Below are 16,050 nucleotides of genomic sequence, written 5' to 3' on the forward strand. Positions count from 1 at the left end.
ACCCGAAATAAAGCGACCTTTCATCTTGGAGACGGTGCCCCAAGACCAGCTGTGATATATGCCATTACAGTTAACAGATAAAGCCTGAGCGTTGTAGAAAAAACATCCAGAAAGTCAACATGTTGAAATCATTAGCATGAGATAAAGCAATTCATCAGAGTGGATATTCGTCGCTAAGGCGAATCGACTGTTAATGGATTAAGCCTCTTAGCAGCCTTGTATCCCAATTTGAGTGAAGCGCTTACTTTATGCCATCTATCTTCGTTATTCGCTCACAGCCCCCCGGCATCCAACAAATTTGTTGATTAACCAAACAGCTTGCCACGCTCACGCTTCGCCGAGTACCATTTTGCTGGTAAGGTATGCGCACTTACCCCATCCTCGCAAGCCGGTGCCACGATATCCTGCATCGGCCCAAGTTTTGTTAAGGGAATACGCAGTCACCATGGCAATCAAAAAAACTGAACTCTATTCATCCCTGTGGGCCAGCTGCGACGAGCTGCGTGGCGGTATGGACGCCTCTCAATACAAAGATTACGTACTGACCATGCTGTTTATGAAGTACGTGTCCGACAAAGCCAAAAATGATCCAACCGCCATGATTGACGTGCCCGTCGGGGCCGATTTCAAAGACATGGTCGCGCTCAAGGGCAAGCCCGATATCGGCGAAGGCATTAACAAAATCATTGCCAAACTGGCCGAAGAAAACGATTTAAAAAGCGTGATCGACATTGCCGACTTTAACGACGAAGACAAGCTCGGCAAAGGCAAGGAAATGGTCGATCGCTTAACCAAGCTGGTGGGCATTTTTGAAGGCTTAGATTTATCCGGCAACCGCGCCGATGGCGATGATTTATTAGGCGATGCCTACGAATACCTGATGCGCCACTTCGCGACTGAATCAGGTAAATCCAAGGGCCAGTTTTATACCCCGTCGGAAGTCTCAAAAATACTCGCCAAAGTGATAGGCATTCCAGCCGATGCCATGCCCAGCACCTCAGTGTACGACCCAACCTGTGGCTCAGGCTCTTTGCTGCTTAAAGCCAATGACGAAGCGCCGCGCGGCTTGTCGATTTTTGGTCAGGAAATGGATAACGCCACCAGCGCCTTGGCCCGTATGAACATGATTTTGCATGACAACGTCACCGCCAAAATAACCAAAGGCAACACGCTGGCTGCGCCATTCTGGAAAGATACCAACGGCGAGCTGAAAACCTTCGACTTTGCCGTGGCCAACCCGCCGTTTTCCAACAAAAACTGGACCAGCGGCATCAATGCCGAACACGACGAATTTAAACGCTTTACCTGGGGCATACCACCAGAGAAAAACGGCGACTACGCCTTTTTGCTGCACATCATCAAAAGCTTAAAAAGCACCGGCAAAGGCGCGGTCATTCTGCCGCATGGTGTGTTGTTCCGCGGCAATGCCGAAGCTCGCATCCGCGAAAACCTGCTGAAACAAGGTTATATCAAAGGCATTATTGGTCTGCCGGCCAACCTGTTTTACGGCACCGGTATTCCCGCCTGTATTATCGTCATTGATAAAGAATCGGCCGCAAGCCGGATGCTGAAAGACCCGCTCGACCTTGGCAAAACCGAAGGCGGCATTTTTATGGTCGATGCCAGCAAAGGCTTTGCCAAAGACGGCAATAAAAACCGCCTGCGCGCACAAGACATTCATAAAATCGTTGATGTCTTTACCAAACAGCTGGAACTTAAAGGCTTCAGCCGTTTAGTAGCGTTAAAAGAAATCGCCGGGAACGACTACAACCTGAATATCCCGCGTTACATCGACAGCAGCGAAGGCGAAGACTTACACGATTTATCCGCCCATTTAGCCGGTGGTATTCCAGAGCGTGACGTCGCCGCACTCGACAATTACTGGCAAGTGCTACCGAGCTTACGCGCGACTTTATTCGCCCCGCAGCGTGCAGGTTATTTAAACGCCAAAGTCGTTGCCCGCGATGTGAAATCAACCATTTTACAGCACCCTGAATTTACCGCCTTTGCCAGCATGGCGGTCGCACCATTTCAGCAATGGTTTAGCGCAAGTGCGCTCGATAGCATTGATGGGAGTGAGCTGCCTAAAGCGCTGATCCATCGTATTAGCGAAGCGCTGTTAACGGCTTACGACAATATACCGCTACTTAGCAAATACGACGTCTACCAGCTGCTGATGGATTATTGGCAAGACACCATGCAAGACGATGTCTATGTGTTGGTGCAAGATGGCTGGGACGCGGGCAAAAAGCTGCGTGAACTGATTGCCGCAAAAGGCGATGCCAAAGCTAGTAAAGAAGTACCGGATTTAGTTATCGGCAAAGCCAAATACAAAGCAGAACTACTGCCACCAGCCTTATTGGTGAAACGCTTTTTTGCAGCGGAGCAAGCCGAACTCGACCGCTTGCAAAGCGAGCTCGATAGCATCAGCCAGGAGCTGGAGAGTTATATTGAAGAGCACAGCGCTGAAGACGGCCTGCTCGCTGATGCACTGAATGACAAAGACAAAGTCACCGCTGCTTCCGTTAAGGCACGTTTAAAACTTGCATCAGACCCGGACGAGCGCAAAGCCCTGCAACAAGTGCAGCGCCTATTTGATAGCGAAGGTAGCAGCAAGAAAGCAGTGAAAGAACAGCAAGACAAACTCGACCTATTGGTATTTAAACGCTACGCCACGCTCACCACTGCAGAAGTAAAAGCTTTATTGGTACAAGATAAATGGCAAGCCACGCTGCAAACCAGTATTCAGGCCGAAATTGAACGCATGGGCCAGCAATTGGCCAGCCGTGTCAAAGATTTGGAAGAGCGCTACGCCGAGCCATTGCCGCTGATTAGTCAGTCGGTTGATGTGTTAAGTGCCAAGGTAGCTGAGCATTTAAAGGCGATGGGTTTGGAGCTCTCTTTATGATTGAACTTATGCAAACTATCAAAGTAAATAGTGTTAACCCTCACGATACAAAACATCTAGATAGCTCAAATTTTCAAAAGACCGAAATTGGTCAAATCCCAAAAGACTGGGAATTAGTTGAACTTGGTGCAGTATCAATAATCTCACGGCTAGCAGGAGCTGAATATACAAGTGTGTGGCGTGAATCTCCGAGCGGCGAGATTATTGCATTGCGGGGATTCAACATAGAAAAGAATAAAATTAATCTCAGAGATATAGTTCGGATTTCAGATAAGTTATCTCGTAAACTCAAAAGATCTAGGCTCACTAAAGGTGATGTCGTTTATCCTTGCGTGGGGACAATTGGCAATGCAGCAGTTATTTATGAAGATGATACTTACCACATTCAACAGAATATAGCGCGAATTACACCAGATGCATCTAGGGTTAAGTCTGAGTTTCTTTCACATTACTTGACTAGTTCATTTGCCGAGAAAGAGGTTGAAAAATTTAATGCGACCTCGAGTCAGCCGAATGTTTTGGTTAGCAGTCTCAGACAATATAAAGTTCCATTACCAAAAACTCTCAATGAACAAACTGCCATAGCCAATGCCTTATCGGATGTGGATGCGTTAATTCAGGAACTGGAAAAGCTGATTGCGAAAAAGCAGGCGATTAAAACGGCGACCATGCAACAACTGCTCACCGGCCGCACCCGCCTGCCACCCTTTGGTTTTGAAAAGAGTGCCCACCACCCCGACGGCCGCAAAAAAGGCTACAAACCCAGCGAACTCGGCGAAATCCCAGAGGATTGGGAAGTTGAGTCTATTGGTAATTTAGTTTCAATCACCACGGGTTGCAGAAATACTCAGGATAAGATTGAAGAGGGCTTGTATCCTTTTTTTGTACGTTCTCAAACGATTGAAAGAATCAATTCATTTTCTTTTGATGGAGAAGCTGTCTTAACCGCTGGTGATGGCGTAGGAACAGGAAAGATTTTCCATTACATAAATGGAAAATTCGATTTCCATCAACGCGTTTATTTAATGTATAACTTCGGTGAAAGGGTTGACGGATATTTCTTTTACATATTTTTCAGCAACTATTTTTATGATCGCATCATGTCGATGACAGCAAAGTCATCAGTTGATTCTGTGCGTCGAGAGATGATTGCTGACATGAGAATGCTGTTACCAGTTAAAGAAGAACAAAACGCGATCGCAACTATTCTGGGAGACATGGATAAAGAAATTCAATCTGTTGAGCAACACCTCACCAAAACCCGCCAAATCAAACAAGGCATGATGCAAGAGCTGTTGACAGGCAAGACGAGACTAATTCAAAGGAGTGAAACGATATGAGTATCCAGATAGATTTTATTCGAATATGTGGCTTTCGAGGCATATTTAATATCGAAATAACCTTACCGAGAGTTACTGTCCTTTTAGGGCAGAATAATGCTGGCAAAACATCAGTAATAAAAGCATTGCAATTAGCCATAGGTGACTATTCGCGTTACTTAACAGATGAAGATTTCCATATTGGCACAGACGGTAAACGGCAAGATTACATCATTGTCGATATCCGATTGATACCCGTAAAAGGTGAAAATAGATCTAATGAATTTTCAGAGCAATGGCAGCAGGAGTTTGGAGCTAAAATTCAGGCTGAGGCTGATGGCAAGCAGTACGTGGCAATTAGAACTACCGCAAAACCTGATCGGGTAAAGGGTGGATACATCATCGATAGATACGAGATGGAAACTTGGCCTGAACATGCGGGGTGGGAAAAGGTAATTTTCAAGAAGAAGCTTGGAAAGCGACTGGAGTCAGTACCGTTTATTCCGATTGATGCACAGCGAGATATACATACTGAATTAAAAGAAAAATCTTCTTTTGTCGGTCGTGTGCTCTCTAGCGTTGAGTACAACGACGAAGATGTTGCTGAGCTGGAACGTATGGTAGCTGCAATCAATAAAGAAGCTATCAACAAGAGCGAGCCACTCAAACGGTTAAAAACACATTTAGACAATCTCAATCAGTCATTTGAAGGTTCGGGGCAAACAGAATTAACCCCATTCCCCAAGAAAATTCGCGATCTTTCAAAGCGATTTAGTGTGAATTTTGGCGAGTCTGAGAAAAGCTCATTCTCCATGGAATATCACGGTATGGGCACGCGCAGTTGGGCATCCATGTTAACCGTTAAAGCCTTCACCGAACTCTTAACAAAAAATCACGAAGAGCAAGCTGAGCCTTTTTTTCCAATTATTGCTGCTGAGGAGCCGGAAGCTCACCTTCACCCAAATGCTCAGAGAACATTATACAGACAGCTCATTGATGTGCCTGGCCAAGTAATAATAAGTACTCATTCTCCATATATTGCTGGGTTGGCTGATCTGCATGAAATAAAATACCTAAGTAAGGCGGATAATTTAGTTCGGGTATATCAGCTTAGAGCCGAATTCGAAAATGACGACCTAAGGAAATTAAAAAGAGAGGTAGTACATTCTCGTGGTGAACTTTTGTTCTCTAAAGCTATCGTTTTATCCGAAGGAGAGACCGAAGAGCAAGCTCTGCCCGAACTGTTTGAATCTTATACTGGTACGCACCCATTTACACTAGGTATAAACTTCGTAGGAGTTAATGGGTCAGGAGCTAAATACCGCCCATTTTTTATCTTGGCAAAAGATCTAAATATCCCAGTCTTCATTTTTAGTGACGGCGAAGAACAAACTATCAAAGAACTCAAAAAGAACTATGAAAAAGTTTTTGGCCCAACAGACATCAAAAACGCTCCTAATATCACAATACTTGATGGGACTGATTTTGAGGGTTATTTGTTAGGTCAAGGCTATCAAGCTCTTATTGAAGAGACTATTCAGCAAGTTGCGGGAAATGATGCACTGGATAAATGGATTAAAAAGCGCGAAGGTACATCTCTAAAACGAGTTAAGACTGATAAACCAGACTGTTTGACTTGTAAGCAACCTATTTTTGAAGATGTAAACAGAGATTATTTCGGTGTTGATGGACGAGTTAGAGCGATCCTCGATGTTCTGGATGCAAGTAAGCCACAGTATGCAATAGCCATTTCTCAAAACCTGTCAAAGCTGCCAAAAGAGAGGCTTCCTAAAAAGGTCGTTGAATTGTTCAAAAAAATAGAGTCTGGAGTCTAAGATGAATCTATCAAATGCCCAGCGCCAGATAGTCGAAGCTCCTTTGAATGTTGCAATTCAAGTGCTTGCTTCAGCTGGATCAGGTAAGACACGTGTGTTGACAGAGCGTGTCCGATATATTTTAGGGAACACCCGCAAAGAGGGCGTTATTGCGCTTACCTTCACAAACAAAGCAGCTGATGAAATGAGCTCACGCTTAAGTGACTGTGATCTGATTGACGAAAGAGCCTGGATTTCAACGATTCATTCGGTTGCACAAAGGATATTGGAAAAATACGGGCATACTGTTGGCTTACCCTCTGAGTTACATATATATGACAGAGACAAAGACCGTATGGAAGTCTTTATGCAGTCATTGCGTGAAGATGGGATTGATATAGATGCCTATTTGAATATTTCAGATTCAAAAGAGTTAAAAAATAGGGAAAGAAATCTACAATCCTACATGGATATATTTTCGAAAATTAAACGTGAATTACTCACTGAACCTGAAGTTACTCAGTTATATCCTAACAACAATATCTGGAATATCTTTGAAGATTATCAAGCGGCATTGTTGAACAGTGGAGGGATTGATTATGACGACATCTTGGTTTACGCGCGTAAAATCCTGATAGACCATGATTGGATCGCAAAAATATACCGATCACAGTATAAACATGTCTGCGTTGACGAAGCTCAAGACCTCAACAAATCTCAATATGAGTTCATCAAGGTTCTCTGTGGTGAAGCTATAAAAAGTATTTTAATGGTTGGTGACCCAAACCAAATGATTTATGGATTTAATGGGTCATCAAAAGACTATCTTTGCTTACATTTTACCAATGATTTTACACCTCAGCATTTTGAGTTAAAGGAGAACTACCGCAGTGCTAAGGCTGTCATTCGTGCGGCAAACAAGTTGCGACCGGGATCTCAGGCAGAAATAGATTACGCCTTGGAGGGCGGCATTAAGGTTTCAGAGTTCGATTCGGAAGAAGATGAAGCAGAGGCCATTGTTGCAACCATTAGGTATCTTTTGGATTTAAAAGTACATCATGAGATTGAAGGTGAAATATCGCTTGCCAATATGGTGGTGATTGGTCGGAATAGATTCGTTTTTTCAAAACTTGAGAAGTGCCTGCGAGATAATTCAATACCTTACTCATTAAGAAAGGGTGAGAGACAGCTTGAACCATCGACTCGATTTGGTAAGGCTTTGGACTACGCCTTACGGGTTAAGTTGAACTCGAAAGACTGGGTAGATGGAAAGAAATTGTGTCAGGTGTTGGGCATTTCTGAGCCTAAACAATGGTCCGAAAATGTTTTGCAAGAATTGGCCGCGCAACTATCAACATCCGCTGACGACTATTCTGAGATATTACAAAAGTTGCTGTTAGCGATTGACAATCTAGAAGTAGATAATCCGAAGCTTCCAAAACTAGTTAAAGACTTTAATGCTCTCTTATCCGGGTTGGTTGAGAGTCAGAATCGAGCTTCGGACGACAGAGTAGAAGACGTGAAATTGAGTTTAGAAGAACTAAATGAATTCAATCGCACCTGGACCTTTTTCAAGAGAAAAGGACTGGGCGATTCCTTGGTGGCATTTCGTAATGCATTAGCCCTTGGCCAACTTTCCGATAATGTTCTTGATGATGGTTTAACCTTGAGCACAGTGCACACCATGAAAGGATTAGAAAAGGATATCGTGTTTCTAATCGGCATGTGTGAAGGTGTTTTTCCAGACTATAGAGCAAATACTGCAAAGGAGCTGGATGAAGAGAGAAATAACGCTTTCGTCGCTGTTACAAGAGCTAAGAGGTGGCTCTACGTCTCCTATCCGAAACAAAGAATGATGCCTTGGGGAGATAGAAAGTTTCAGCGAAAATCTCGCTTTGTGATGGAAATCGAGTCATGACAGACGTTGGCCAAAAAGAAAAACTCACCCAACAACGGGTCATCAAGCTTTTTAGCCAAGAACTTGGCTACCGCTATTTAGGCGATTGGAAAGACCGCGCCAATAACCGCAATATCGAAGAAAGTATTCTGAGTAAATGGCTAAGCGAGCGAGATGTCTCGGCTGCGCTGATTGCCCGCGCACTGCGTCAACTGGACAAAGCGGCAAGCTTGGGTGAAGGGAAACATCTGTATTACGCCAATAAAGATGTCTACCAACTGCTGCGCTACGGCGTGAAAGACAAAGAAAGTGCCGGTGAGCAAAACCAAACCATTTGGCTAATTGACTGGCAAAACCCAGCAGCAAACGACTTTGCCATCGCCGAAGAAGTCTCCGTTAAAGGTGAAAACAAAAAACGCCCAGATTTAGTGCTTTACGTAAACGGTATTGCGCTAGGAATTATTGAGCTTAAAAGCTCCAGAGTGTCGGTATTTGAAGGCATTGCACAAAACCTAGATAATCAGAAAAAAGACTTTATCCGCAACTTTTTCACCACGATGCAGCTGGTGATGGCCGGCAACGATACCCAGGGTCTGCGTTATGGCACCATTGAAACATCTTCCAAGCACTATCTGGAATGGAAAGAAGACTGCGTGAATCCTTATGAATACATTTTGGATTTCCACATCAGCCGCATTTGCCAAAAGAAGCGCTTTTTAGAACTTATCCACGATTTTATGGTATTTGATGCTGGCCGTAAAAAGACCTGCCGGCACAACCAGTATTTTGGTATTCAAGCCGCCAAGAAATTTATTGCAAGACGTGAAGGCGGCATTATTTGGCACACGCAAGGCTCTGGCAAAAGTTTGACCATGGTATGGCTTGCCAAGTGGATCCGCGAAAACGTGCGCGATTCGCGCGTGTTGGTGGTGACCGACCGAACTGAACTTGATGAACAAATTGAGAAGGTGTTCTCTGGCGTAGATGAGAAAATTTACCGCAGTAAAAGCGGTGCCGATTTGGTGGATAAACTCAACAAACCGAACCCGTGGTTAGTGTGTTCGCTGGTGCATAAATTTGGTCGTCACAGTGAGGATGATGACGAATCGACGGTCAATGCCGACGATTTTATCAGTGAAATGAAGAAAAGCCTGCCGACTGATTTCTCGCCTAAAGGTGACATATTTGTATTTGTCGATGAATGTCACCGCACCCAATCGGGCCTGTTACATGAAGCCATGAAGAGCATTCTGCCGAATGCGCTATTTATCGGTTTTACCGGCACACCATTGATGAAGCAGGACAAGAAAAAGTCTGTTGAAGTCTTTGGTACTTACATTCATACCTACAAGTTTGACGAAGCAGTGTCGGATGGTGTGGTTCTCGACTTGCGTTATGAGGCGCGTGATATCGACCAGCGGGTGAAGTCGCAGAAGAAGGTTGATGAATGGTTTGAAGCCAAAACCAAAGATTTATCGCGTTTGGGTAAGCTGCAAATCAAGCAAAAATGGGGCTCGATGCAAAAGCTGCTCTCCAGTCGGGCACGGCTAGAACAGATTGTCGGCGATATCTTGATGGATTTCGATACCAAGCCCCGCCTCAAAGAAGGCCGCGGTAACGCCATGCTGGTATGTGCCAGTGTGTATCAGGCCTGTAAGGTGTATGAAATGTTTGCCGACGCAGGGTTTCAGGGTAAATGCGCCATTGTCACCAGTTATCAGCCCAATGCCTCTGAAATCAAAGGTGAAGAAACTGGTGCCGGCGCGACCGAGAAGCTTAGTAAGTACAAGATTTACCGCAAAATGCTGGCCGAGTTTTTTGAGCAATCGGAAGACGAAGCCGCCAAACGGGTAGAAGAATTCGAGCTTATCGTTAAAAAACGCTTTATCGAAGAGCCAGGCCAAATGCGCCTGCTGATCGTAGTCGACAAGTTACTGACAGGCTTTGATGCGCCTTCAGCGACTTACTTGTACATCGATAAAAAGATGGCCGACCACAACCTGTTTCAGGCCATTTGTCGGGTCAACCGCTTGGATGGTGATGACAAAGACTATGGCTACATTATCGATTACAAAGACTTATTTAAATGCCTGGAAAAAACCGTTAACGACTACACCAGTGAAGCCTTTGAAGGCTATGACCAAGAAGATGTCGCGGGCCTTTTGAAAGACCGGCTGAAGATGGCCAAAGATGATTTGGACAATGCGCTTGAGGCCGTGAAAACCTTGTGCGAGCCCGTCAAAGCACCCCAGCATCAAATTGATTACCAGCATTATTTCTGCTGTCAGCCAGGGGCGCTTGAAGACGAGCTCAGTGAAAAAGAGGCGCTACGTCTAACGCTTTACCAAAGCGTGTCCAAGCTTATTCGCTGCTTTACCAATATCGCCAGTGAGATGCCGCAGGCCGGTTATAGCAAAGGCGAAGCCGATGTTATTCGCCAAGAGGTAGAACACTACAGCAAGGTGCGTGATGAAATCAAAATCGCCAGCGGTGACGTGGTGGACATGAAGCAGTTTGAGCCGGCGATGCGCCAAATGCTTGATTTGTACATTGACGCCGACCCAAGCGAAACCCTGATGGATTTTGAAGAGTTGGGCCTGATTGAGCTGATTGTGCAAAAAGGCGCCGAAGCCTTAGATGGCTTGCCAAAGGATATGAAAAAGAATCCTGAAGCCATGGCTGAAGCCATCGAAAACAACGTGCGTAAAACCATAGTCGATGAGAACCCGGTTAACCCGAAGTATTACGAGCAGATGTCGGTACTACTGGATGAACTCATCCAGCAGCGGCGTCAGCAAGCGATCTCATACCAGGAATATTTGGAAAAAGTACGAGAACTGGCGAAGAAGGTAAAATACCCTGCGAGTAACAACTCGAAAGCCTATCCTGAAGCTATGGATACCATGGCCAAACGGGCGCTGTTTGATAACTTTGGCAATGATGAAGTGCTGGTAACAAAAATCGACTCGGCCGTACGTTACACTAAAAAAGCAGATTGGTTGGGTGACCGATTCAAAGAGAAGGAAATCGCTCGGGCTGTACAACAAGAAACTGCTGAGTACAAGGTGGATGTTAAGGCAGTAATGGACTTGGTCAAAGCGCAAAAAGAGTACCATTAATGCCAGAGATAACCATTGGCAATATCACGCTAAATTTGCAGCGCAAACCGATTAAAAACCTGCATATCTCGGTGCTGCCACCGGAGGGTAAGGTGCGGGTATCGGCACCGCTACAACTCAGTGATACCGCCATTCGTATGGCAGTGGTGAAACGCCTTGCTTGGATCCGCGAGCAACAAGCCGACTTTGCCGCACAGCCTCGCCAATCCGAACGCGAAATGTGCAGTGGCGAAACTCACTATCTGTGGGGCCGCGGCTACAGACTCGATGTCAATGTGTCATCCAGCCCAAGTGTTAAACTCAAAGGCGGTCGCATTGCTATTACCAGTAAAACCGAGATTACGACCGAGAAACGTCAGCTTATTTTGCAGGACTGGTATCGACAGATATTACGCAAACGCCTAGAGCCATTGATGCGGCAATGGCAAGAACGAATTGGGGTAACACCATCGTTTGTCGGCATTAAACGGATGAAGACTAAGTGGGGTAGCTGTAATCCAAGCACAGGCAGGATTTGGCTTAATCTCGAACTCGTGAAAAAGCCTCCAGAATGCCTTGAGTTCATCATTGTGCATGAACTCATTCACTTACTTGAACGCCACCATAACGAACGCTTCAAAGCTCTGATGCAGCAACACTTGCCCAAATGGCCCGAGTATCGCCGAACACTTAACCGCACGCCCTTAGCATTTGATAAGTGGGGGTATTAGCTCGCAATATGTCCACTCACAATATTTTCATTGCCTTATGAGAAGCCCCTCTGAAGGTAAAGTTGTGTTTGGTATAAACTAAATATTCCGGTGGCGGACGGAAATCGATCTTTGTACCCTAGCAGTAATGATTTTGGACGTGTTTTGCCGCCAAGCCGAAAGCACTGCCTCATTTTTCTCATGACGGAACTCCCAGACCTCGACCTCCTTGCCGTCGGCAGTTTTCAGTCGTTCGCCGGTGTCGACGAGCCATTTAGTGTGTTCCGAAGTCCAAGGCATTCGTGAATCATCTCGCTTCGAAATTTCCGCTGATGCTGCGCCAGATAGCGACTTGACAAAATCCGTTGAAAATATAAACGGCCCAGGTCAGTTCTGCCCATACTCCATATTCAACAACTGTGTTAGCGAGTAGTTTCGCCAATCTACTGAAATTCCTTTCCGTTTGAGGCGATTCGCCGCACCGATCCTAGATTCCGCGTCAAGCATATCCGTTAAAGAGCTTGTTCTCCAATCCACCTTATAGCCGAGCCGGGCAAGGCGGTTCGCCGTGCCGATCCTGGATTCTGCGTCAAGCATGTCCGTCAGAGAGCTTGTTCGCCAATCCACCTTATAACCGAGCCGGGCGAGGCGGTTCGCCGTACCGATCCTAGATTCTGCATCGAGCATGTCCGTTAAAGAGTTGGTTCGCCAATCCACATCATAACCAAGCCTGCGAAGACGCTGTGAAGCATCGTACTTAGACTGTTCCTCGTAGGAGAGGTTTTTTGGTTTAGCTGTAGCAGTAGCCGGAGGGGTGCTGGAACGCGGCTGCAAACTTGTCTGGCTCTGCGGCTCAGACTGATAGGCTGGCTGTTTATAAGCGGCCTTTGCTCTCCGTAGTGTGCTCAGCAAATCTTCATCAATCCAACCATCCTGGGTGATACCTGCATCACGCTGAAAGGCCTTTACCGCGTCGGCTGTCCGGCGGCCATAGTCACCATCCACTGGACCGGGGGCATAGCCGAGATCGGTCAGAAGCTGTTGTGCCTCTCTGGTGTATTGGGCATTGGGCTTCTTGGGAGCGGTGCTGCTCGATACGCCTGGCGAAACCGATGGATAGGAGGGTTGATAGGAACGTCCCAGCTGTTTGGCCTCGCGAATGGCTTCCGAGACAATCTGGGTTCTGTAGGCTTCCACATCACGTTCAGCTCGAGACTGGGAACCCTCGCGATAACGGTAGCTCCCGCAGCGACTGTTGTAATCATTGACGATTTGGTTGAACTCATCGATGCCCGTATTGTTATCAATGATGTCGCGCATCGCTTCAATACGAATGCCTTCGCGGATACACCAGCGAATTTCCGGTACGGACAATACGTTATTGGAGCCGACCGAAGGCTTTGTATATTGCAGCCCGGCACTTTGGGTGTTGCTTTGCGTTTGAGTAACCGGAGCCGGTGTGCTCTTCGAGGAACCGTAGCTCTGTGACGACGATGGCTGAGTATATGAAGGCTTTTTGTTGCTCTGCTCTACATTATTAATCAGCCAGATCACAAAGATGACACTGATAATGCCAAGAATCCATTTGCCGCCAGAGCCGCCCTCGTTATTGCCAGTGTTTACTTTTTCGACAGGCGGAGGAGAGCTTGTAGATTTTTGCTCGGGTTCGGAAGTCGAAGTGTCACGCTGGGGCTGGGGTGATTGCTTAGGCGTTGATGGCTTAGCCTCCGTTTTTGGCTCCGGCTTTATGGGCTCATTGATGTCACTGACCTCGGACGCCAAGTCAGAGAGCCCTGAAAAGCCTTTTTTGTTCTTGTCGTTATAACCAGCCATGGACACCGACCCCTTCCGTTTCGCACATAAATCTCATGCCGAGCTCCCTCATATGAACGTCAGCCCCCAAGCGCCCAGACCGCCAATACCAATGCACAAGAGAATCACCGGGGCGCATCCGGAGTTTTTCTTTTTGGCGGGCAGTCCCGTTTCCGGATGCCCATGCGCCTGCGCCAGGTCGCCTATCATCTTTGGCTGGCCGCTTACTCCCAACTGCCGACCCAGGATTTCGAAAAACCTCCGCTTGACCGACTGTGGGCTTGTGTCGCCTTCATAATCACCAAGGTTCAATCGTGTCTCGCCGGTAAAGAGACCAATCATCAGCGGTCCCATTTTGCTGCCACCCTCTGCTTGAAGGAGCTCGCCAGCTTCGCAGCCGAGAATTTTGGCCAGTATTCCCATATCGGCTTGCTCGAGGGCAACAGTCATAATCGGTCGGTGCGATGGTCCATGAGGATTTCTGTCGATACGGTAAAAAAACTGACATGGCGTAGTGATAGATCATCCCTCGGTACTCGGCCTTCTTCCCCTGCATTTCCATGGCGAGGTCAAGAACGGTCTTCGGCTTCTTCTGAAAAGTCAGGAAGACATCCCCCCAGACCGAGGTCTCGCCAGAATCTATGCTCGACCATGGAGCCGGAAGAGTCGGCCATTTGGTCAGCTCCAGCAAGGCGAACACCGGCATTTGTGGTGCTGATGGCAGTGGACTGGTTTGACGAGGCTGAGACTGTGGGAGAGTCCCGGTATCCGATGTCAGATCACTGAGACCTGAGAATCCGCGTTTGTTGTCTTTATCCATACTGTTGCTCTCGTTCATTGCATGCTAATAAACATCCAGGCAATCAGGCCCAGAGATATTGCAATGTGCCACTTATCAAATGTCCGTAGCGGAGCCTTTCCGAGAAAACGGTATCCGTTACCAGTTGGTATTACCCGATATCTGCTTATCGGAAAAATGGGTATTGCAAAAAATACGAAATAATGGGTAGAAAGGTACGTTCCTGATGCAGGGTCATGGTCAGTTGAACCATACATCGTTGTGCCAATCCCGTTTATTGTATGGAGACTCGGAGCTGATGTGATGGGTATGAGGTCCCCATAAAGCCTATCGTTATCTCTAACAGTGCTGAGGTTCTTCTGGATTATTGATTTTACCTCTTGGCTACTGGCGTACTTGAATGCCTCTTCAAGGAATGCAATGCACGGCTTCCACTTTTCCGTTTTGTTGCCGTAAACAACTGCGCAATGCATCAGGGTCAGTGCAATCTCATCTTTGCCTTGCGAGAGAATTTCGGCACCGGGTTTTGATGCTGACAACTTCGCTATAAGCTGGGGCACAGTATTCATAACTTTCTGCGCCTCCCTATCAGCAGAGGTTGGTTGCTTTTCAGAGCTCTCCAGCGCTGCTTTACAAAGATCAGAAATCGGGTCGAGTAACCGGCTTAGCTTTCTTTGCTCCGCTATCTCGCCAAGTGCATCTGCGTCCTCAGCGGTGCGTTCGGCAACCTCACCAACCTCCGCGAATACTTCCTGCAGCATGTTCGTGAGTTGCTGCGAGAAATCGAGCTTGCCGTGCTCGTTGAACATATGGATCGCCAGGCCACGAACCAGACCGGCAACGCGGTGACTGGCATCGTGATCGAGCCCTCGACTTTTTGTGCTGACCTGTATCGGCTGAGCAACTGTGTCCCAGTTTTTAACAACTTGGATTAGCTGATTCACCATGGGGGCCAATGTGGAATCGGGCCGTTCTGCATCGACGGCTGCCCACAGTTTCTCGACAAGAGCTCTTATGTTCCCTTCTTCCTTGTCAAGAAATCCCTGTGCCTCCACCTCATACGAATCAATGAGATCGGCTATCAGAATGGGGCCGTGCACCTCCCCATCGTCAGTCGCGGATTCAACGGCAATTGTAACTGCTTTTACGAGCTCTTTTGGAGAAAGATTGTCGAGGGCAGACTTGATGATCTGGCGATAATGTCTCCTCCGTTCCTGAATTTCAGATTCAACGGCTGAAAGGTCCACAACTTCAGGGAAACCAGAGACTACCCGCTCCTCGTTGATTATTACGCTTAGCTCATCGGGGCCTAAATCTTCAAACGCCCAAGCGATATCTAGAATCCACTCTGCAACGTCATCAGCGTTGTTCTCAGGCAAACGAGAGAGTCCTGATGCAAGCAGGTTCGCCCGCGCAATTGAAGACAGATTATCGACGCCTAGTAGATCTGTTGGCGAAGACTCGATAAGTGACAAGAGCTCTCCTGCACGTTTAGGTCCAATACCCGGTAGCCAAGCAATTTCAGCCGATAGCCTTTTTCGAGGATTAGTTAAATCCGAACGAGCCTCCATACATTGATTTGAATCTAGCAATAAACTACGTTCGTCTGCCAATTCCATGATTCGTCGACGATTGTCTCGAGGACTGGCATTTAAAATATGAAAAGGGTTTTGTAAAAGGTCCATGCTCCCCT

At 46.7% G+C, this 16,050-nt stretch carries 10 protein-coding genes; 7 read left to right on the forward strand and 3 right to left on the reverse strand.

What is annotated here, in order from left to right; all coding sequences use genetic code 11:
• The first annotated feature begins 445 nt into the window (after positions 1 to 445).
• From M0413_RS18480 to M0413_RS18505, 6 genes are read left to right on the forward strand one after another with little or no spacing between them, the layout of a single operon-like run.
• Entirely contained in the window at positions 446 to 2,908 is a 2,463-nt protein-coding gene (locus tag M0413_RS18480) for an N-6 DNA methylase (RefSeq protein WP_249555200.1), read from the forward strand.
• A complete protein-coding gene (locus M0413_RS18485) occupies positions 2,905 to 4,248 on the forward strand; it encodes a restriction endonuclease subunit S (protein ID WP_249555202.1) in 1,344 nt (447 codons plus the stop codon). The genes M0413_RS18480 and M0413_RS18485 overlap by 4 nt, the downstream gene beginning before the upstream one ends.
• Positions 4,245 to 6,062, forward strand: a complete 1,818-nt coding sequence (locus M0413_RS18490; RefSeq protein WP_249555204.1) for an ATP-dependent nuclease — start codon at positions 4,245 to 4,247, stop codon at positions 6,060 to 6,062. Before M0413_RS18485 ends, M0413_RS18490 begins: the two co-directional genes overlap by 4 nt.
• 1 nt (position 6,063) lies before the next feature.
• Positions 6,064 to 7,959 carry an ATP-dependent helicase gene (locus M0413_RS18495; RefSeq protein ID WP_249555205.1) on the forward strand — a complete coding sequence of 632 codons (1,896 nt, stop codon included), beginning with the start codon at positions 6,064 to 6,066 and terminating at the stop codon, positions 7,957 to 7,959.
• A complete protein-coding gene (locus tag M0413_RS18500) occupies positions 7,956 to 11,057 on the forward strand; it encodes a type I restriction endonuclease subunit R (protein WP_249555206.1) in 3,102 nt (1,033 codons plus the stop codon). The genes M0413_RS18495 and M0413_RS18500 overlap by 4 nt, the downstream gene beginning before the upstream one ends.
• Entirely contained in the window at positions 11,057 to 11,767 is a 711-nt protein-coding gene (locus M0413_RS18505; protein WP_249555207.1) for a M48 family metallopeptidase, read from the forward strand. The genes M0413_RS18500 and M0413_RS18505 overlap by 1 nt, the downstream gene beginning before the upstream one ends.
• A 366-nt stretch (positions 11,768 to 12,133) precedes the next feature.
• Here M0413_RS18505 and M0413_RS18510 read toward each other — a convergent pair whose 3' ends face one another.
• Together M0413_RS18510 and M0413_RS18515 are read right to left on the reverse strand one after the other, a co-directional pair.
• Complete coding sequence (locus tag M0413_RS18510; RefSeq protein ID WP_249555208.1) at positions 12,134 to 13,579, reverse strand: peptidoglycan-binding domain-containing protein; 1,446 nt, start codon at positions 13,577 to 13,579, stop codon at positions 12,134 to 12,136.
• 48 nt (positions 13,580 to 13,627) lie between these two features.
• A complete protein-coding gene (locus M0413_RS18515) occupies positions 13,628 to 14,008 on the reverse strand; it encodes a hypothetical protein (RefSeq protein WP_249555209.1) in 381 nt (126 codons plus the stop codon).
• Positions 14,009 to 14,029: 21 nt separating this feature from the next.
• On the opposite strand from M0413_RS18515, the gene M0413_RS18520 reads away from it, so the two are divergent.
• Complete coding sequence (locus M0413_RS18520; RefSeq protein WP_249555211.1) at positions 14,030 to 14,344, forward strand: hypothetical protein; 315 nt, start codon at positions 14,030 to 14,032, stop codon at positions 14,342 to 14,344.
• A 48-nt stretch (positions 14,345 to 14,392) separates the two neighbouring features.
• Here the strand turns inward: M0413_RS18520 and M0413_RS18525 are convergent, their stop codons facing one another.
• On the reverse strand, positions 14,393 to 16,042 hold the full coding sequence (locus tag M0413_RS18525; RefSeq protein ID WP_249555213.1) for a hypothetical protein: 1,650 nt from the start codon (positions 16,040 to 16,042) through the stop codon (positions 14,393 to 14,395).
• Positions 16,043 to 16,050 lie beyond the last annotated feature (8 nt).

This window comes from Shewanella sp. 8A, from assembly GCF_023475945.1.
In the GTDB taxonomy this organism is placed as follows: domain Bacteria; phylum Pseudomonadota; class Gammaproteobacteria; order Enterobacterales; family Shewanellaceae; genus Shewanella; species Shewanella xiamenensis.

What these genes read in the sequence shown, in the direction of transcription:
- M0413_RS18495 (WP_249555205.1), top strand. Translation starts at nt 6,064, where the DNA reads ATGAATCTATCAAATGCCCAGCGCCAGATAGTCGAAGCTCCTTTGAAT.
- M0413_RS18490 (WP_249555204.1), top strand. Translation starts at nt 4,245, where the DNA reads ATGAGTATCCAGATAGATTTTATTCGAATATGTGGCTTTCGAGGCATA.
- M0413_RS18520 (WP_249555211.1), top strand. Translation starts at nt 14,030, where the DNA reads ATGAGGATTTCTGTCGATACGGTAAAAAAACTGACATGGCGTAGTGAT.
- M0413_RS18500 (WP_249555206.1), top strand. Translation starts at nt 7,956, where the DNA reads ATGACAGACGTTGGCCAAAAAGAAAAACTCACCCAACAACGGGTCATC.
- M0413_RS18510 (WP_249555208.1), bottom strand. Translation starts at nt 13,579, where the DNA reads ATGGCTGGTTATAACGACAAGAACAAAAAAGGCTTTTCAGGGCTCTCT.
- M0413_RS18505 (WP_249555207.1), top strand. Translation starts at nt 11,057, where the DNA reads ATGCCAGAGATAACCATTGGCAATATCACGCTAAATTTGCAGCGCAAA.
- M0413_RS18485 (WP_249555202.1), top strand. Translation starts at nt 2,905, where the DNA reads ATGATTGAACTTATGCAAACTATCAAAGTAAATAGTGTTAACCCTCAC.
- M0413_RS18515 (WP_249555209.1), bottom strand. Translation starts at nt 14,008, where the DNA reads ATGACTGTTGCCCTCGAGCAAGCCGATATGGGAATACTGGCCAAAATT.
- M0413_RS18525 (WP_249555213.1), bottom strand. Translation starts at nt 16,042, where the DNA reads ATGGACCTTTTACAAAACCCTTTTCATATTTTAAATGCCAGTCCTCGA.
- M0413_RS18480 (WP_249555200.1), top strand. Translation starts at nt 446, where the DNA reads ATGGCAATCAAAAAAACTGAACTCTATTCATCCCTGTGGGCCAGCTGC.